General features: G+C 71.8%; 17 protein-coding genes. 10 read left to right on the forward strand and 7 right to left on the reverse strand.

The window, feature by feature from the left end; all coding sequences use genetic code 11:
• Positions 1–34: 34 nt before the first annotated feature.
• Both SSMG_RS25220 and SSMG_RS25225 read left to right on the forward strand, forming a co-directional pair.
• Positions 35–982 (forward strand): GlxA family transcriptional regulator, encoded by a 948-nt coding sequence (locus tag SSMG_RS25220; protein ID WP_037714792.1) that lies wholly within the window; start codon positions 35–37, stop codon positions 980–982.
• A 13-nt stretch (positions 983–995) separates the two neighbouring features.
• Complete coding sequence (locus SSMG_RS25225) at positions 996–1,748, forward strand: HD domain-containing protein (protein ID WP_009080684.1); 753 nt, start codon at positions 996–998, stop codon at positions 1,746–1,748.
• 27 nt (positions 1,749–1,775) lie between these two features.
• On the opposite strand, the gene SSMG_RS25230 is transcribed toward SSMG_RS25225, so the two are convergent.
• The 4 genes from SSMG_RS25230 to SSMG_RS25245 all read right to left on the reverse strand — a co-directional run bounded on the left by SSMG_RS25230 (position 1,776) and on the right by SSMG_RS25245 (position 7,860).
• Complete coding sequence (locus SSMG_RS25230; protein ID WP_234392742.1) at positions 1,776–6,290, reverse strand: cation-translocating P-type ATPase; 4,515 nt, start codon at positions 6,288–6,290, stop codon at positions 1,776–1,778.
• Between the two features lie 71 nt (positions 6,291–6,361).
• Positions 6,362–6,637, reverse strand: coding sequence for a hypothetical protein (locus SSMG_RS25235; RefSeq protein WP_009080687.1), 276 nt, complete (start codon positions 6,635–6,637; stop codon positions 6,362–6,364).
• A 15-nt stretch (positions 6,638–6,652) separates the two neighbouring features.
• Positions 6,653–6,928, reverse strand: a complete 276-nt coding sequence (locus tag SSMG_RS25240; RefSeq protein WP_037714794.1) for a hypothetical protein — start codon at positions 6,926–6,928, stop codon at positions 6,653–6,655.
• 68 nt (positions 6,929–6,996) lie between these two features.
• A complete protein-coding gene (locus tag SSMG_RS25245; RefSeq protein WP_009080689.1) occupies positions 6,997–7,860 on the reverse strand; it encodes an alpha/beta fold hydrolase in 864 nt (287 codons plus the stop codon).
• Positions 7,861–8,051: 191 nt separating this feature from the next.
• On the opposite strand from SSMG_RS25245, the gene SSMG_RS25250 reads away from it, so the two are divergent.
• Positions 8,052–8,390, forward strand: a complete 339-nt coding sequence (locus SSMG_RS25250; protein ID WP_009080691.1) for a hypothetical protein — start codon at positions 8,052–8,054, stop codon at positions 8,388–8,390.
• A 45-nt stretch (positions 8,391–8,435) separates the two neighbouring features.
• On the opposite strand, the gene SSMG_RS25255 is transcribed toward SSMG_RS25250, so the two are convergent.
• Positions 8,436–9,365 (reverse strand): AraC family transcriptional regulator, encoded by a 930-nt coding sequence (locus SSMG_RS25255; RefSeq protein WP_009080693.1) that lies wholly within the window; start codon positions 9,363–9,365, stop codon positions 8,436–8,438.
• A 135-nt stretch (positions 9,366–9,500) separates the two neighbouring features.
• Between SSMG_RS25255 and SSMG_RS25260 the strand changes: the two genes are divergently transcribed.
• The gene (locus SSMG_RS25260; RefSeq protein WP_009080695.1) at positions 9,501–10,730 is read left to right on the forward strand and encodes a cytochrome P450; all 1,230 of its coding nucleotides are present in this window, start codon (positions 9,501–9,503) and stop codon (positions 10,728–10,730) included.
• 1 nt (position 10,731) lies between these two features.
• Positions 10,732–11,736, forward strand: coding sequence for an FAD-binding oxidoreductase (locus SSMG_RS25265; protein WP_009080697.1), 1,005 nt, complete (start codon positions 10,732–10,734; stop codon positions 11,734–11,736).
• Positions 11,737–11,780: 44 nt separating this feature from the next.
• On the opposite strand, the gene SSMG_RS25270 is transcribed toward SSMG_RS25265, so the two are convergent.
• Positions 11,781–12,461, reverse strand: coding sequence for a GntR family transcriptional regulator (locus SSMG_RS25270; protein ID WP_037714797.1), 681 nt, complete (start codon positions 12,459–12,461; stop codon positions 11,781–11,783).
• Between the two features lie 114 nt (positions 12,462–12,575).
• Here SSMG_RS25270 and SSMG_RS25275 point away from each other — a divergent pair, with 114 nt between their 5' ends.
• The 4 genes from SSMG_RS25275 to SSMG_RS25290 are packed head-to-tail and all read left to right on the forward strand — an operon-like array spanning position 12,576 to position 16,624.
• The gene (locus tag SSMG_RS25275; protein WP_037714799.1) at positions 12,576–13,427 is read left to right on the forward strand and encodes a fumarylacetoacetate hydrolase family protein; all 852 of its coding nucleotides are present in this window, start codon (positions 12,576–12,578) and stop codon (positions 13,425–13,427) included.
• Positions 13,428–13,443: 16 nt separating this feature from the next.
• Positions 13,444–14,367 carry a VOC family protein gene (locus SSMG_RS25280; protein ID WP_009080702.1) on the forward strand — a complete coding sequence of 308 codons (924 nt, stop codon included), beginning with the start codon at positions 13,444–13,446 and terminating at the stop codon, positions 14,365–14,367.
• 57 nt (positions 14,368–14,424) lie between these two features.
• Positions 14,425–16,167 carry an FAD-dependent monooxygenase gene (locus SSMG_RS25285; protein ID WP_037714801.1) on the forward strand — a complete coding sequence of 581 codons (1,743 nt, stop codon included), beginning with the start codon at positions 14,425–14,427 and terminating at the stop codon, positions 16,165–16,167.
• Positions 16,168–16,183: 16 nt separating this feature from the next.
• Positions 16,184–16,624, forward strand: a complete 441-nt coding sequence (locus tag SSMG_RS25290) for a nuclear transport factor 2 family protein (protein ID WP_009080707.1) — start codon at positions 16,184–16,186, stop codon at positions 16,622–16,624.
• Here the strand turns inward: SSMG_RS25290 and SSMG_RS25295 are convergent.
• Positions 16,621–17,562, reverse strand: coding sequence for an NADP-dependent oxidoreductase (locus SSMG_RS25295; protein WP_009080708.1), 942 nt, complete (start codon positions 17,560–17,562; stop codon positions 16,621–16,623). The genes SSMG_RS25290 and SSMG_RS25295 overlap by 4 nt on opposite strands.
• A gap of 80 nt (positions 17,563–17,642) precedes the next feature.
• Between SSMG_RS25295 and SSMG_RS25300 the strand changes: the two genes are divergently transcribed.
• On the forward strand, positions 17,643–18,251 hold the full coding sequence (locus SSMG_RS25300) for a TetR/AcrR family transcriptional regulator (protein ID WP_009080711.1): 609 nt from the start codon (positions 17,643–17,645) through the stop codon (positions 18,249–18,251).
• Positions 18,252–18,349: the final 98 nt, after the last annotated feature.

Consider the following 18,349-nt stretch of genomic DNA (forward strand, 5'->3'; position numbering starts at 1 on the left):
GTGGCCACCGGGATCCGGGGACAAGAGTGGGGATATGGCAGACAAGCGCGAGATCGTCGTAGCGGTGTGCGCCGACGTGGTGCTGCTCGATCTCGCGGGACCGGTCCAGGTGCTCGACGGCGCGGGCGGCTACCGGGTGCGTCTCGCCTCTGTGGACGGACGGCCGGTGCGCTCGGACACCGGGGTGGTGCTGAGTGTCGATTGTGCACTGTCCGATATAGACGGACCGGTCGACACGGTGCTCGTCCCCGGACCCCCGCCCGGCCAGGCCGACGAAACGGCACCGGACCTGCTCGACGGAATCCGGCGGCTCGGCGAGACCGCGCGCCGCGTCGCGTCGGTGTGCACCGGCGCGTTCCTGTTGGCGGAGGCCGGATTGCTGGAGGGACGGCAGGCCACCACGCACTGGGCGATGTGCGCCGAACTCGCCGCGCGGTTTCCCGGCGTCGCCGTGCGTCCGGACGCCATTTACACGCGCGACGGCCGGATCGTCACCTCGGCCGGGGTGACCGCCGGCATCGACCTGGCGCTCGCATTGGTCGAGGAGGACCTCGGGCCGGACGTCGCCCGGGACGCCGCGCGGCAGCTGGTCGTGTTCCTGCGCCGTCCCGGCGGACAGTCGCAGTTCAGTGTCTGGAGCGACGTTCCGGTGCCGAAAACCCCGGCGCTGCGGGTCGTGCTCGACTCGGTCGCGGCCGAACCGGCGGGCGACCACACGCTGTCCGGCATGGCCGCGCGCGCGAGGGTGAGCGTGCGTCAGCTGACCCGGCTGTTCCAGCAGGAACTCGGGGTCACGCCGGGCCAGTACGTCGCCCGGATCCGCGTCGAGGCCGCCCGCGTCCTGCTCGAATCGTGCGACGCCGGAGTGGAGACCGTCGCCCGCCGGTGCGGTTTCGGGTCCGCCGAAAGCATGCGCCGCCTGTTCGTCCAAGTCCTTGGCATCACCCCGACCGCGTACCGCCAGCGGTTCGCGCACTCGTAAAGGAGACCACCAGATGTCGGATTCCGTTTCCCGCCGCACCGTGCTCGGCGGCGCCGCGGCCGGTGCCGCCGCGATCGCGCTCAGCACCCCGGCGGCGAGTGCGGCCCCAGCCGATCTGCCCTTCCCCGCCACCCGGCTGGCGCGCAGCGCGCAGACGCTGGTGACTCGCGCGCAGCAACCGTTCCTGCGCAATCACAGTCTGCGCAGTTTCCTGTTCGCGCGGGCCGCCGCCGCGCGGCAGGGCAAGCGGCCGGACGAACACTACGACTCCGAACTGATGTTCCTCATCTGTGTGCTCCACGACATGGGGCTGACCGAGGAGGTCAAAACCGACCAGCGGTTCGAAATCGCGGGCGCCGATTTCGCCGCGCAGTTCCTGGAAAGCCACGGCGTCACCGACCACCGCGTGGACACCGTGTGGGACGCGATCGCCCTGCACACCACCCAGCACGTGCACGAATCGCCGGTATTCCAGCGCCGTCGCCCAGCCGAGATCGGCGTCGCGCAGATCGGCATCGGCATCGACCTCACCGGCCCCGACGGTCCCGGGCAGCTTCCGCCCGGATTCGCCGACCGCGTGCACGCGCGCTATCCCCGGCTCGGCGGGTGCCGCGCCCTCACCGACGTCATGGTCGGCCAAAGCCTCGCGAACCCCCGCAAGGCGCCCTCGATGACGCTCCCCGGCGAGATCCTCCACCAGCGCCACCCCGAGGTGCCCTATCCGACCTGGGACATGGTCCTCGACGCGAACACGTGGGGAGACTGAGCAACCCGACCGTCCACTCCGGACGGCTCAGCGGGCCGCGTTCGGCAGCTTCGGCGCGACCCGGGACACGATCGTCTCCACCACGGGCAGCATCGGCGGCGCGAACTTCGCCACCACGATGCTGCCGCCGACTCCCGCCCACGCCACCGGGCCGAGCGGGGTGCAGCCGAAGAAGTGGCTCACGACCGGCGTCTGCACCACCCCGAACAGCACCGCCGCCGAGCCGAGGCTGGTGGCCAGGACCAGCGGACTGTGCGCGCGGCCGGACAGGGTCTGCACCAGCTGGGCTCCGACGAGGCCGCACAACGACATCGTGCTGGTGCGGCGCGCGGTGCCGGGCGTGAAGGCGCCGGCGAGCCAGGCGGTGGTCGCTCCCAGTGCGGTGACGATGCCCCGGTCGCGGATCTGCCGGGTGAGCGGCGCGCCGAGCGACCCGGTGCCCACGTCCTGGCCGTCGTCCGGCGCGGCGCTGGGGGTGACCGAGATGGCCATCGCCGGGAACATGTCGGTCAGCAGGTTGACCAGCAGCAACTGCCGGGTGGACAACGGCGAGGCCCCGGACAGCAGCGTGCCCAGCACGGTGAAGCCCACCTCGCCGGCATTGCCGCCGATCAGGATGCTGATGGCGTCCGCGACGCTGCGCCACAGGGCTCGTCCCTCGTCGACCGTGTCGGTCAGCACCCGCAGGTCGCCGTCGGTCAGCACGATGTCGGCCGCGTTGCGCGCGGCCGCAGAGCCGCGGGCGGCCAGCGCGATGCCCGCGTCGGCGGCCCGGATGGCGGCCGCGTCGTTCGCGCCGTCGCCGACCATCGCCACGACCCGGCCCGCGGCGCGCAGCGCCTCGACCACTTGCAGCTTCTGCTCCGGAGCCACCCGGGCTACCACCCCCGCCTCGCGCAGCAGCTCTGCCCGGCCAGCGCGGTCGAGCGCCGCCAGTTCCTGGCCGGTCACAACCGCGGTGTCCTCCGGCCAGCCCAATGCGACGGCGACGGCCAAGGCGGTACGCGGGTGGTCGCCGGTCAGCACGACCGGCTGCACACCCGCCGCGCGCAGCCCGGACACCATCGGCGCCGCGCTCGGCCGCGGACTGTCCGCCAACGCGAGCAAGCCGACGAACTCCAAGTCCGCCAACGGTTTGTCGACGGCCTCGGACAACTGCTCCGCGGGCACGGGACGCCGCGCCACCGCGAGCACGCGGAGGCCGGAGCCCGCCAAGGTCTCGGCCCGGGAAAGGGCGTCCGCCGGAGCGTCCGGGCAGCACGGGAGCACCACTTCCAGCGCTCCTTTGACCACCAGCCAACCGGTTTCGCCCTCGACTCCAGCCGCGGCCGCATAACCGCGGCTGGCCTCGAACGGCAAACCGGCGACCTGTTCCCACTTCCGGTCGGACGGCGCCGCGGCGAGCACCGCGGCATCGGTCGCGTGCGCGTGTTTGGTCCGTCCACTGTCCTCTTCGGACGGACAGGCGCCCGCTCCGGTCCGCAGCACCTGGGCCGCCGCGGCGGACTGTTCCGCCTCTTCCAGCGGGAGAACCTCGCCGGTCGCCGTCGCGACCTTGATGACCCGCAGTTCGTTCGTCGTCAGCGTGCCGGTCTTGTCGAAACAAACGGTGTCGATCCGGCCCAGCGCCTCCAGCGTGCGTGCGGAGCGGACGAGCACGCCCCGGCGGCTGAGCCGGCGCGCGGCAGCCATCTGCGCGACCGTGGCGACCAGCGGAAGTCCTTCCGGCACCGCGGCGACCGCCACCGCGACCCCGCCGCTGACCGCTTCGCGCACCGTCCGCCCGCGCAGCAACGACAACCCCGTGACGGCGACTCCACCGGCCAGAGTGAGCGGCAGGGCCTCGCTGGTCAGCTCCCGCAGCCTCGCCTGGACCCCGGCGGCCGGTGCGGTGCGGGACGCCAGCGCCACGGCGCGTCCGGCCTCGGTGCGGTCGCCGGTGTCCGCGACGATCGCGCGGGCCGATCCCGCGACCACGGTGGTTCCTTCGAACACCATGCACCGGCGGTCGGCGATGTCCGACGCCGGGGTCGCCGCCGTTTGTTTCGGCACCGGCAGGGATTCCCCGGTCAGCACCGATTCGTCGACCTCGAGATCGTGCAGCCGCACCAGCCGCGCGTCGGCGGGCACGACGTCGCCCGCCAGCAGTTCCACGAGGTCGCCGGGCCGCAGATCGGCGGCGTCGACCGCTTCCGGCTCCGCGTCCGCCGAGGCCAGCCGGCGGGCCTGCTGGGTCTGGGTCGCCGCCAAGCCGGCCAGCGCCTGCTCCGCGCGCAGCCCCTGCACCCCGCCGACCAGCGCGTTGGCCCCCATCGCGGCCAGCACCAGCAATGCGTCCACAGTGGACCCGAGAATCGCCGACGCGGCGGCTCCGACGGCGAGCACCGGGGTCAGCGGATCGCTCAGCTCCCCGCGCATCGCGCCAGCCAGGCGAAGCCCGGTCGCGACCGGTGCCGTCCCGGGCAGTTCGGCGGCTTCCGCGGCCAAGTGCCGGGCGCGTTCGGGCAGCCCGGTGCGGTGCGCTCGGCGGCGTCGCGGGTCCGAGGCCAGCCTGCGCCGCACTTCCTCCAGCGGCAGCGCATGCCAGGCCACGCGCGGCCGCGGCGCCGGAGCCGTTTCCGCGGCCATCGCCACGGCGGCCTGCCATCCGGAGGCGAGCGCGACTCCAGTAGCGAGGTTGACCGGGCTCAGCCGTGCCAACGGCGACAGCAGGCGCCGCCACTGCCGCTGCCCGTCCGTAGCGACCACCAGACCGGACAAAGCCGCGGCGGCCTCGGCGCAGGTCGTCGCCCGATCGCCCGCGGCACGCGCCGCGCGGACGGCGCGCAGCAACCGCCAAACTCCCGCGAGACCGCTGATCGACAACAGGTCGGCGGCCCAGACCGCGGCGTCGCATCCGTGCGCCACCGCGACCGCGAGATCGCCGCGCAGCAGACCCTCCAGCACTTCCTTGCGAGCGGACGCGTCCGCGCTCGGCGGGACGCGGGCCAGCGTCAGCACGACGCGGCCGTCCTCTTGGCAGCCGGTCACGACGTCGGCCATCGCCCGATCGGTGACGACCTCGTCGGCCAGGGCCGCCTCGACGCCCGGGGAACCGCTCTGGACGACCACGATCCGCAGGCCAGCCTGCCCGGCCGCGTCCAATACGCTCTCGGTCAGCGGATCGGGCACCCATCCGACAAGCACGGTACCGACGTCCACGCCGTCGGCCGAGGCGATCATCAACCCGGTGCCGGCCTCGGGATCGTCGGGCGTCGGCCGCAGCCGCACCGGGCTGTCCTCGCCTTCCACCGCCCGCAGGGCCGCTTGCCACAACCTGCCTTCCGCCCACTCGGTGTCGGTGGGGTTGGCCTCGAAGACCGTGCGCTGGTCGCCGCACAAGGCGTTGCTGTGCACCACGAGGGTGTCGGCCGCCTGCAGCAGCCGGAGCCGGTCCGGGTTCCGGACGAGCACCCCCTCCCGCGCGAGGGCGAGGCCGGCGCCCGAGGCGTACGCGGTCCATCCGTACCGAGCGGGCTTCGGAGAACTGGCCAGGATCGCGGAGCTGGCCTGGCTGAGGTCGCGTTTGAACAGCACGGTGCCCGCCGCGCCGATCATCCCGCCGGTCAACGCGGTTTTGGCGTAGTCGCTGACCGGATCCGGCGGGGCCGCCCTGCGCTCGGGACGGACTGTCGGGCAGTCGCGGTCGGGCACGCACAGCCGGTCGCAGGACCGTTCGAACGCGACGACCTGCGCCACCGCGTCCGCCAGTTGCCCGGCGCGCAGCAGCACGTCGAGCGCGAGGTCCGCGGGGGACTTCCCGACGCCGTGCACCGCCGCGTTCGCGGTGGCGACCGCCAGCTCGGCAGCGGGCCTGCCGAGCTTGGCGCGCAAGAACTCCTGCGCCACCGGATGTTCCCGCACCGCCGTGAGCGCGGCGGACAGCACTTCCGGCGGCCGGCGCAGCCGCAACGGCGTGGTGGCCGCCGCCATCGCCAGTCCCGCGCCGCTGATCGCGAGCGCGGCCGCCTGCGTCTGGACCGTGCGGAGATCGCCGGGATGGGCGGACGCTTCGTCTTGTGCCCCAACGGAAAGCCCGTGCTTTCGCGCGCGAGCCGTCACGGCCGCCACCAGCCGGTCGCTGGCCGCGCCTTCCGCCATCGTGAGCACCATCCGGGACAGCCCGGCGTCCCAGTAGGCGGCGAGCACGTCGGGCCGGGCCATCGCCTCGCGGACCAGCTTGCGCACCACGCGCCCGAACCGGCTCGCGTCGTCGCCGGGTTCGGGCCGCAGGCCGAGGTGGAGCTTCTGCCCGTGCCGCCACACCGCTTCGGTTCCCTCGGCCCCGCTGACGACGGCGTCGCGCAGCACCCGCGCCGCGCACGTCGTGGCCCGGACGCTGGCTCCCGCCCCGGTGACCACCGCGTCGGCGCCGAGGTTGACCGCTTCGGCGGCTACGCCGGCGACCTGGCTCGCTCCGCGGACGACCCGCTCGGGCACCGACAACGCCGCGTTCACTCCCGCCGCCGGGAGCCGGAGGGCGCACGACAGCAAGGAAGACACATTCTCCGTCATATTTCTCGTCATTCTCCACCCGTCGACCCGCTGCCCGCTCAGCGCTGGCCGGGCCGGTCTCAGGCGTCCTCGAGCGCTTCCCCGAAGGCACGCAAGGATTTGTCGCCGCTGCTGGTCGCCAGGACGTGCCCGGCAGCCAAGGCAACGCTGACCGGCCATTCGATGAGCTGCAGCGCCGTCAACACGCCGATGCCGCCGAAATACGCGAGCTGCTGCGGCGGCGGCAGCGAAACCTTTCCGACGAGCGGCAGGCTCACCTGAAGGGAATTGTTCTCGGCCGCTTTCGCCGCGGCCCGGCGGCCGCGCGGGGCGGGCTTGCGTGCGGTGTCAGACATGGTGTTTCTCCGGTTCTAGTCCCCGGCCGCGAGATCCCGGCGAGCGTCGTCCCGGGACAGCTTCTCGGCGACGTAGCTGCCCGCGCCCACCACGACCGCGACCGGCCACTCGAGCACTCCGACCGCGGCCAGCGCCGCCAAGCCGCCCCACCACAGCGCGCGCTTGGGCAGGTCGCCGGGAACCTTCACCCCGGCTACCGTCACCGACCTGTCTTCCTGTTCGTTCCCGGCGTGCCCGGGAGAACCCTGACCCGCTTTCGTTCCCGTGGTGCTGCGTGCGCGCGACGGCATCCTCGCCTCCTTGTCGTGGTCCCTCTGATACCCGGTGGCGAGCCCGGCAAACACCCGAACGGCGGAAGTCAGCCGAGGAACCGGACGAGCGTTTCGGCGAGCTGGCCGGGATTTTCCTCGGCCATGTGGTGCCCGGAGTCGATGCGGGCGGAGGTCAGCTCGCCGCTGACCCAGGAACGCCAGACCGCGACCGGGTCGCCGTAAAGCTCCTCCATGTCGTCCCGCGCGGACCAGGCGACCAGAGTCGGGCAGGCGATGCGCCGCCGAGCCGCCCGATCCGCCTCGTCATGAGCCCTATCGACGGTCAGCCCCGCGCGGTAATCCTCCAGCATCGCCCGTACCGTGGCCGGATTCGTGACCGCGCGGACCAGGTCCCGGTGGTTCTCGTGCCCCATGGCTTGTTCGTCCGGGTGGTACCAGGCAAGGGGATCGGCCGTGATCACCCGCTCCGCGTGCGGGGAGGCGCCGAGGAAAAACCAGTGCCACCACGCCGTGGCGAACTCGGCGCCCGCGCGTTCGAGCGCTTCGAGGATCGGCACGCTGTCCAAGACGCCTAGGCGAGACACGAAATCGGGATGGTCCAGCGCGGTCCGATAAGCGACGTAGCTGCCGCGATCGTGGCCCACGACAGCGAATCGGCGGTGGCCGAGGCGGTGCATCAACGCCACGACGTCGGCTGCCATCGCGCGGTCGCAGTAGACCTCGTGCTTTTCGTCGGGCTCGGGTTTGGACGACCGGCCGTACCCGCGCAAGTCGGGACACACGACCGCAAACCCGGCCTGGGCAAGCGCCGGGGCCACCCGGTACCAGGTGGTATGCGTCCGAGGATGCCCGTGCAACAACACCACGGGCGGTCCTTCTCCCCCGCTGCGCCCGTGGATGGCGACTGATTCGTGGACGGGGATGTCCCATTCCGAGAAAGTGTCGAACACCCGGCCACTGTCTCACCGGCATGGGTCGCTCGCGCGCTGTGCGGCTCTGCCTGCCCGCGGGCGCGGATCAAGGTTTGAGCGCACGGAAAAAGGGCAATCCGGCACCGGTGGTTCCCCCCGAGAGACGCCGAGGGCGCGGCCCTTCAGCGCGGTTTCTTCTCCTGGCGGTCGGGTGGGTCGCCTGGGCATTCGTGCTTCAGTTGCTGGAGCCCTACGCGGAGCCGATCGGCATCGCGATCATCATCGGGCTCTCGCTGGGCATCCTCGCCGTGCCCTTCATCTCCGCGCTCTGCGGCCGGAAGCGGCGTCGAACCCGTCCGGCTGAGGCGAATCACGAGAAAGAAAGACCGAGGACGGAGAGGAGCGGGCACAAGTCCGAGGCAGCCGCCCTCGGCGCCCTGCTCGTCGCGGGCGTCGTCCTGGAGATCATTTTCCCGGACAACGAAGCAATTTCCTACGCGACCATCGGACTGACCGGTGCCTTCGCGGCTTGCCTCACGGATTACTGGAAAAAGAAACGGCTTTCCTGACCGACCAGCCCTCGCAACTCGCGCTCGCACGCGGAGCCAGAGAACTCACCGAACCCGCGAGGGCGACTCCCCATACCGCTTCCGAAACGCCGCAGCAAACCGGCTGGCGCTGGAAAACCCCCACCGCGCCGCGATCTCGCTCACCGACAATTCCGGGCGTTCCTCAAGATCCGCCCGGGCATGCTGCAACCGCACCCCGACGAGATGCTCGGTGGGCGTGCACCCCACCCACTCCCGGAAACTCTCCTGCAACCGGCGGACCGTAGTCCCGGCAACCGCCGCCATCTCCGCCGCCGTCCAGGCTCGGGCCGGGTCGGCGCGGACGGCCTCCGCCACCCGCGTGATCGCCCGCGGCCGCGGCGCCGGGACGCGGCCCGGTTCCGGGCAGCCAGCCAGCAGAAACCCCGCCGCGACCGCTCCGGCCAGCTGTTCCCGGACGATCGGCTGGTCGACGAACAACGCGCCGTCGCGCATCTGCGACGAAAGCCCGGCCACGAGATGCCGCCAGTCGCGCGCCGGGCCGTGTTCGAGCGGCAGCTGGTCCGGGAGCGCGCCGGCCGCCCGGACGGCGCCGACGACCCGCTCGGCCTCGCGGTCCAGCCAGTCCCGGTCGAATTTGACGCCCAGCACCGTGCACGTCGCGTCCCAGTGGGTGATCAGCGACGGGGTGTCGGCCCGGAAGACCGTCGCCTGCCCGGGCACCGACGTCACCGGGCCGTGCCTGCCGCGGCTGGCGAGGTGGCCGGTCAGGGGCAGGTTGACCTCGTAGGCGGACGGGTAGTCGCAGGCGATCTCGACGTCGGCTCCCCACCCGACGTACCCGATCAGCACCGGGCCGAGGTCCAGCGTCCGCAGGGTCAGCCGCGGTTCGCGGCCGGCGCGCAGCGGCGTCAGCTGGTGCGGAAAGTAGGCGTCGGCCACCGACTTCGAGACTCGCTCCCAGTCCCGCGGCGCCGCACCCCGGCGTGCGGACATGGACGCATGCTAGCTGATCAGCGGCGACGCGCCGGATTCGTCGCGCAATGCGTACCGGATCCGCGCTTCGCGTGTCGTGGGCCCGGCCCGCGCGGCTCTACCTTCTCCCCGACCCGCACGAAGGAGGCCGCGTCAATGACGACGAACAGCACCACCGTCCCGGACCTTTCCTGGATCGGCGACATCACCATGGCCCAGCTGGAGCGCAATCCGTACGAGCCCTACGAACGGCTGCGCCGCGAGGCCCCGCTGGCGTACGTGCCGGTGCTCGGCTCGCACGTCGCGACGACCGCGGAGATCTGCCGCGAGATCGCCGCCAGCCCCGACTTCGAAGCCGTCATCACCCCGGCCGGCGGCCGCACCTTCGGCCATCCGGCGATCATCGGGGTCAACGGCGACATCCACGCCGACCTGCGCTCGATGGTCGAACCCGCCCTCCAGCCGGTCGAGGTCGACCGGTGGATCGACGGCCTCGTCCGCCCGATCGCCCGCGGCTACCTCGAGAAGTTCGAGAACGACGGCCGCGCGGAACTCGTCTCCCAGTACTGCGAACCGGTCAGCGTCCGCTCGCTCGGCGATCTGCTCGGCCTGAACGGCGTCAGCTCGGACAAACTGCGCGAATGGTTCGCGAAACTGAGCCGGTCCTTCACCAACGCGGCCATGACCGAGGACGGCGAGTTCGCCAATCCGGAGGGGTTCGTCCAGGGCGACGAGGCGAAGGCCGAGATCCAGGCGACGGTCGACCCGCTGATCGACCAGTGGATCGCCGAACCCGCCGACACCGCGATCTCGCACTGGCTGCACGACGGGATGCCGCCGGGCAAGACCCGCGACCGCGAGTACATCTACCCGACCATCTACGTGTACCTGCTCGGCGCGATGCAGGAACCCGGCCACGGCATGGCCTCGACGCTGGCGGGGCTGTTCAGCGAACCCGACCAGCTCGAACAGGTGGTGGACGACCCGGCGCTGATCCCCCGCGCGATCTCCGAGGGAATGCGGTGGACGTCGCCGATCTGGTCGGCCACCGCGCGGATCTCGACCAAACCGGTCACCGTCGCCGGGGTCGACCTGCCCGCGGGCACGCCGGTGATCCTGTCCTACGGCTCGGCCAACCACGACACCGGCGTCTACGAGGCCCCGACCCGCTACGACCTGCACCGTCCGCCGCTGCCGCACCTGGCTTTCGGCGCCGGGAACCACGCCTGCGCCGGGATCTACTTCGCCAACCACGTCATGCGGATCGCGCTGGAGGAGCTGTTCGAGTCGATCCCGAACCTCGAACGGGACACCTCCGCGGACGTCGAATTCTGGGGCTGGGGCTTCCGCGGCCCGACGTCGCTGCACGTCGCCTGGGAGGCTTGACATGCCGTTCACCGCGACCGTCGGCGGCCGGGAAGTGCTGTGCGAGGACGACCAGCCGATGCTCGACGCGTTCCTCCGCGCCGGCGTCTGGATGCCGAACTCCTGCAACCAGGGCACCTGCGGCACCTGCAAGCTGCGGGTGGTCGACGGCGCCGTCGACCACCGCGACTCCCCCGCCGACACCCTGACCGAGGACGAGCGGGCGGCGGGCCTCGCGCTGGCCTGCCAGGCCCGGCTCCGCTCGGACGTCGTCGTCGAAACCACGGGCGGCGGCCGGGCCACGCACCCGCTGCGCGACCTCGCCGCGACCGTCCGGGAAATCCGGGACATCGCCCGCGACACCCGGCGGCTGCGGCTCGGCCTGCCGGAACCGCTGGCGTTCCACGCGGGCCAATACGTCGAGCTGACCGTGCCCGGCGCCGGCGTGCGCCGCCAGTACTCGCTGGTCAACACCGCCGACGAGGACAAAGTCCTGGAACTGCACGTCCGCCTGGTGCCCGGCGGAGCGGCGACCGAACAGTGGATCTTCGCCGGACTCGCCGTCGGGGACCAGGTCCAGGTCACCGGCCCGCTCGGCGACTTCTTCCTGCCCCCGCCCGACGAGGACGACGGCGGCCCGATGGCGCTCATCGGCGGCGGGACCGGCCTCGCCCCGCTGATCGGCCTCGCCCGCACCGCGCTCCGCCGGGACCCGGCCCGGAAAGTGCTGCTGTACCACGGAGTCCGCGGGGCGGCCGACCTCTACGACCTCGACCTGATGGCCGACCTCGCCGGCAGCTACCCGGGATTCTCGTTCCTCCCGGTACTGTCCGACGAGCCCGACGGCACGCACCGCACCGGTTTCCCGACCGACCGGTTCCTCGAAGACGTCCCCAGCGCCCGCGGCTGGTCGGGCTGGCTCTGCGGACCGCCGCCGATGGTCGAGGCCGGGGTGAAAGCGTTCAAGCGCCGCCGGATGGCGCCGCGCCGGATCCACCGGGAGAACTTCACCCCGGCCGCTGTCTGACCAGAAGCGAAGGCTGTCCGGAATCCCTTGCGGGACAACCAGTTCTACGGCCGGTTGGGCTCGTCCTCGGCGCAGCTGATCAACAGCTGCGCCGTGTGCGCGATATGGTCCCGAAGCCGCTCCGCCGCCAAATCCGCGTCACGGGCCAGCGCCGCTTCGAGAATCGCCCTGTGCTCCGCCGGAAGATCCCGATCCTCCTCCTGGCCGAACGAAACCGACCACTGCCGGTACAACTCCGCCTCCTCGCGCAGACCACGCGCCGTGGCGACCAGCCGGCGATTGCGGCAACCGTCGAACAGGGCCAGGTGGAAATCCGCGTGCGCGGCGACCCAGGCGTCGGCCGGGCGGTCCGGGTCGGCGGGGTCGGTGAACGGGGTCCGTTCGAGCAGGTGGTGCGCGGCCACCGCGCGGGCCTCCCACTGCACGTCGCCCTCCAGGATCGACAGCCGCAGCACCAGCGATTCGATCTCCAGGCGCGCCTTGGTCAGGTCCGCGAGATCCTCGTGCGACAGCGGCGTGACCGTGTACCCGAGGTGCGGCCTGGTCTTCACCAGCCCCTCCGCGGTCAGCCGGGTGAGCGCCTCGCGGGCCGCGCCGACGCTCGTCGCGTACCGCTCGCACAGTTCGGGGAACTTGAGCCGCTGCCCGGGGACCATCCGGCCGCCCAGGATGTCCGCCCGGAGCTGCTGGTAGACACCCTCCGCGCGCGTCACGTCCCCTGCCATGCCACCCACTCTAGCGGATACGAATCCGAGAGCAACTTTCGAAAGTTTATTGCCTCATCGAATCTGGGCGAGTACAACTGGAGGGCACCGAAGCCGGACGCGAAGGAGCCCCGCATGAAAGTCGCCACTGTGGACGGACGACTGGCCCTGGTCACCGCACCGGGAAAGGCGGTGGACGCGGCCGAGGCCAGCGGCGGGCGGTTCGGCCCGGACGTCCAGCAGGCCTACGAGCGCTGGGCGGAACTGTCCGAGTTCGCCGCGACGCTCGGCGAAGGCCACGCGCTCGAACGGCCGGTGCGCGACGACCAGCTGGGCAATCCGATCCCGGCGCCGCGCCAGGTGTTCGCGATCGGACTCAACTACGCCGACCACGCGGCCGAATCGTCGTTCGCCGTGCCCGAGACCCCTCCGGTGTTCACCAAATTCCCGACCTGCCTCACCGGCCCGTACGGCGACGTCGTTCTCCCGGAGGGCGGGAACGTCGACTGGGAGGTCGAACTCGTCGCGGTCGTCGGCAAGCACGCGGACCGGGTCGCCGAGGATGAGGCTTGGGACTACGTCGCCGGGCTGACCGTCGGGCAGGACATCTCCGAACGGCGGCTGCAACTGGCCGGTCCCGCCCCGCAGTTCAGTCTCGCCAAGTCCTACCCGGGTTTCGGCCCGCTCGGCCCGGTGGTCGTGTCGCCGGACGAACTGCCCGATCGCGACGACCTCGAACTCGGCGCCCTCGTCAACGGCGAGCAGGTGCAGAAGGGCCGCACCTCGCAGATGGTGTTCCCGGTGCCCGCGCTGATCGCCCGGCTGTCCGCGGTGACCCCGCTCCTGCCCGGCGACGTCGTCTTCACCGGCACGCCGTCCGGCGTCGGCATGGGCCGCACGCCGCAGCGCTGGCTCCAGGCGGGCGACCAGCTCGTCAGCTACGTCCACGGCATCGGCGAACTGCGGCAGCGGATGGTCGCCGCTTAGCGGAAAGGGCTGGACAATGGCATTGCACCGGTTGAACTCGCTCGTCGTCGGCGTGCCCGACGTCGCCGCGACCGCCCGCTACTACCGGGACTTCGGGCTCGCCGAGGACGCCGACGGCTGGTTCCGCACCCGCGACGGCGGCCGTCAGCTGAAGATCGTCCACGCGCCGCGACGGCAGCTGATGGAACTCAGCGTCGGCGCGGACGACCCGGACGACCTCGCCCGCATCCGCCGCCGGCTGTCCTCTTTGGACATTCCGGCGGAGATCGCCGGCGACGCGCTGGTCACCCGCGAACCGGTCACCGGGTTCCAGGTGGTCGTGCGGATCGCCGAACGGCTGCACCAGGATCCCGAACCGCCCACGCCGTACAACGGCCCCGGCAGGCTGGAGCGCACGAGCACGCGGGCGCCCGGCGTGCTGCGCACCGGGCCGGTGCGTCCGCGCAAGCTCGGCCACGTCGTCGTCGGCTCCCCCGACCACGAGCGCACCATCCAGTTCTTCACCGCCGGGCTGGGTTTCAAGACCAGCGACGCGATCAAGGGGCACGGCGCTTTCCTGCGCTGCTCCACCGACCACCACAACGTCCTCGCGCTCGCCGCGCCGGTCGCCTTCCTGCACCACACGTCGTGGCAGGTCGAGGACGTCGACGAGGTCGGACGCGGCGCGACCGCGATGCTCGAGGACCATCCGGAACGGCACGTGTGGGGCCTCGGACGGCACCACGCCGGGTCGAATTTCTTCTGGTACCTCAAGGATCCGGCCGGGAACTTCTCCGAGTACTACTCCGACATGGACAGCATCCTCGACGACCAGCTCTGGACGCCGGAGACGCTGGAAGGCGCCAAGGGCCTGTTCAGCTGGGGCCCGCCGCCCCCGCCGTCGTTCCTGCACCCCGAGGATCTCGCCGCGCTGATGACCGGCGCGCACCAGGCCGGCTGACCCGGCCGTCTCCCTTCCTTCCCGCTGACTGGGCGCGCCCCAGGAGGTCGATCCGTCATGCCCGCTTGCGAAACCGATGTACTCGTCGTCGGGGCCGGTCCCGCCGGCCTGACCGCGTCCGCTCTGCTCGCCGCGCAGGGCGTCCGCGCCGTCACGATCACGAAATACCCGGGCACCGCGCATTCCCCGCGAGCCCACATCACCAACCAGCGCACCATGGAAGTCTTCCGCGACCTCGGTCTCGAGGACGCCGTCCGGAAAGTCGCGGTGCCCAACGCGTTGATGGGCGACAACGTCTGGGCGACCAGCTTCGCCGGACAGGAACTGGCGCGGCTCAAAACCTGGGGCAGCGGCACCGCGCGGCACGCTGACTACGTCGCCGCCAGCCCCAGCGCGATGTGCAACATCCCGCAGCACATCCTCGAACCGGTGCTGCGCGACGGAGCCGAGCGGCACGGCGCCGACCTCCGGTTCTCGACCGAACTCGTACGCATCTCGCAGACGCCGGAAGCCGTCCACGCGGTGGTCGTCGACCGGGAAACCGGTGCCGAGCAAGAAATCGTCGCGCGATACGTGATCGCCGCGGACGGCGGCCGCAGCACGGTGGCCGGCCAGCTCGGCTTCGAGTTCGACGGCGAGTCCGGGCTCGGACGGGCCGCGAACGTGTGGCTGGAAGCCGATCTCACCCGCTACACCGCGCACCGCCCGGGAACGCTGTACTGGATGTGCCAGCCGGGCAACGATTATTGGGTCGGTTCGGGCACGTTCATCTGCGTCACACCGTGGACCGAATGGGTCATGCTCTTCATGTACGACCCGGCCGACGGCGAGCCCGACCTCTCCCCCGCCGCGGTTCGCGAACGGGCGTCGACCATCATCGGCGACCCGGACGTCGAGGTCCGGATCAAGGCCGTCAGCGAATGGCAGATCAACCACCTGGTCGCCCGTTCCTACCGGCGCGGCCGGGTTTTCCTCGCAGGGGACGCCGCGCACCGGCATCCGCCCGCGAACGGGCTCGGCACGAACACCTCGGTGCAGGACGCGTTCAACCTGGCGTGGAAGCTCGCGTCCGTGCTCCGCGGCGAGGCCGGGGAAGCGCTGCTGGACACCTACGACGCGGAACGGCAGCCGGTCGGCAAGCAGGTGGTCGACCGCGCGATGCGCAGCGTCGAGAACATGCGGCCGATTTCGCAGGCGTTCGGCTTCCGTCCCGGCCAGAGCGCCGAGGCGGGCTGGCGCAGCCTCGCCGGGCTCGCCGCGGACACGCCCGAAGGCCAGGCCCGCCGCGCCGAACTGCGCCGAGCGGTCGAACTGCAGAACTACCAGTTCAACGCGCACGGCGTCGAACTCGGTCAGCGCTACGCCTCGGCCGCGGTCGCGTCCGACGGAACGCCCTGGCCGGCCCCCGCCCGCGACCCGGAGCTGTACTACGAGGCCACCACCCATCCCGGCGCCCGGCTGCCGCACGCGTGGCTGGAACACGCCGGAACTCCAGTGTCCACTGTGGACATCACCGGCCACGGCCGGTTCACCGTGCTCACCGGCATCGGCGGACAGGACTGGCTGGACGCGGCGGGCAAGCTCGCCACCGAGTTCGGGATCGAACTGGCCGTCCGGCAGATCGGCCTCGGCTGCGACTACCTCGACCCGCTCGGCGAGTGGGAACGCGTCCGCGAAATCAGCGAACGCGGTTGCCTGCTCGTCCGCCCGGATCACCACATCGCCTGGCGCAGCGCCGATCTCGCCGCCGATCCCGCCGCGACGCTGCGCGACGTCCTCCGCCAGGTGCTGGCTCGATAACTCCGAAGGGAATGCCATGGTGCACAACGAAGTCACCGTCGACCGCAAGGCGATCGCCGAAACGTATTTCAAGCAGATGGACGCGGGAGAGGACTTCCTCGGCCTCTTCGCCGACCACGCCTACGTCTACTTCCCGAAGCACCGGCCCGCGCGCGGCATCGCCGAAATCAAGCAGCTGTTCGCGGACATCTTCGTGCTGTTCTCCTCGATCGTGCACGAGGTGCCGTACTTCAACTATGTCCAGCAAGGCGATTACGTCGTCGTCGAAGGCATCACCCACGGCGTCCTCGCCGACGGCACCCCATGGCGAGCGACCGAAGGCTTGGGCGGCCGCTTCTGCAACGTGTTCGAAATCCGCGACGGCCGGATCCAGCGCCTGCACATCTACCTCGACCCGGACTACGGCGACGCGGACGCCGGCCGTTACCCGTGGCTGCGGGACACCCCGGCCGCCTAAAGGTCGATGACCACCTTCCCGTGCACATGCCGCCCCGACTGAAGCTCGACCGCCGCCCGGATCTCCTCGACCGGAAAGGTCGCGGCGATCGGCACCCGCAGCCGTCCCGCCGCGACCAGCCCGGCGATCTCCTCCAGCGAACCCGGGGCCGCGTTGGCTCCGTTCGCCGGGGTGATCCCGTCGATCTGGCCGGCGATCGTGGTGATGCGGCCGTCCGGCACGCCGAGTTCGCGCGCCGCGTGCGCGGTCTCCGTCCCGTGCAGGTCCATGGCCGCGGTGACCCCGGCGGGAGCCAGCGCGCGGACCCGGTCGACCAGGCCCTCGCCATACGCGACCGGTTCCGCCCCCAACGCGCGCAGGGCCTCGGCCGAGCTCGCCGACCCCGTCCCGATCACTCGCGCGCCCGCGAGCCGGGCCAGCTGGACAGCGAACACGCCGACCCCGCCGCCCGCGCCACCGATCAGCACCGTGTCGCCCGGCCCCGGGTCGACCACCGCCAACGCCGCGGCCGCCGTGCAGCCCGCGATCGGAAGGGTCGCCGCCGTGCGGTCGTCGAGGCCGTCCGGGGTCCGGTGCGCGTCGCCGCCCCCCGCGATTGTCCCCGCCACGTCCACCACGACGTAGTCGGCGACCGCCCGCGACAGCGCCCCGCCGAACACCCGGTCTCCGACCGCGAACTCGGTCACTCCGTCGCCGACCTGGTCGACGGTCCCGGCGTAGTCGGTGCCGAACCCGCACGGCAGGCTCAGCCCGAACCGCGCGGCCGTCTCCGCGTCCGAGGTCATGAACCAGTCCATCGGATTCAGCCCCGCCGCGGCCACCCGCACGCGAAGCTGCCCCGGACCGGCCTGCGGCGCCGGCACCTCGCGGACGCGCAAGGCCTCCGGCCCGCCGAACGCCTCGAACCGCACCGCCCGGCTCGTTTCTTTCCCGCTCATGTCACTCCTGGAAGAGTCGCAAACGGACTATGCTCCGTTTATCCTCTCTCGAAGCTAGCACAAGTGGAGCGTGATCCGTTTTGGCCGCCGCGAAGACCCCGCGCGCAGACGCGACCCGCAACCGGCAGCACCTGCTGGACGTGGCGACGCGGATGTTCGCCTCGGCCGCGACCGAGCCGTCCATGCGCGCGATCGCCGCCGAGGCCGGAGTCGGCATCGCCACCCTCTACCGGCACTTCCCCACCCGGGAGTCCCTGGTCGACGCGGTCTACCAGGACCAGGTCTCGCGCCTCACCACCGGCGCCCGGGACCTCCTCGCCCGCCTCGGCCCGGCCGCCGCGCTGCGCCGCTGGATGGACCTGTTCGGAGACTGGATCGCGACCAAGAACGGCATGCTCGACACGCTGCTGGCCATGGTCGAATCCGGAGAGATCGCCCACGCCCACACCCGGACCGAACTGCTCTCGGCCATCGACGGCCTCCTCGAAGCCGGTCGCACGAGCGGCGAACTCCGCGCGGACGTCCCCGCCGAGGACATCGCCGCCGCCCTCATCGGCATCTTCACCGTGGCCGGTTCCGCAGAGCACCAAGCGCTGGCGGGCCGCCTCCTGGACCTGCTGATGGACGGGCTCCGGCCGTCCGCCCGCGGCGGAACGAGCAGCCGCCCGGCCGAACCCCCTTCGCGCTGACCCGCGGCGACGAGATCGGCCACGGGTCCGTCGCCCCGGAATCCGCGAACCGCACCGCAGCCTCCGGCCGGCAGACCTCGACGCGAGCACAACTGGCA

Source organism: Streptomyces sp. AA4 (assembly GCF_000158875.1).
Lineage (GTDB): Bacteria > Actinomycetota > Actinomycetes > Mycobacteriales > Pseudonocardiaceae > Amycolatopsis.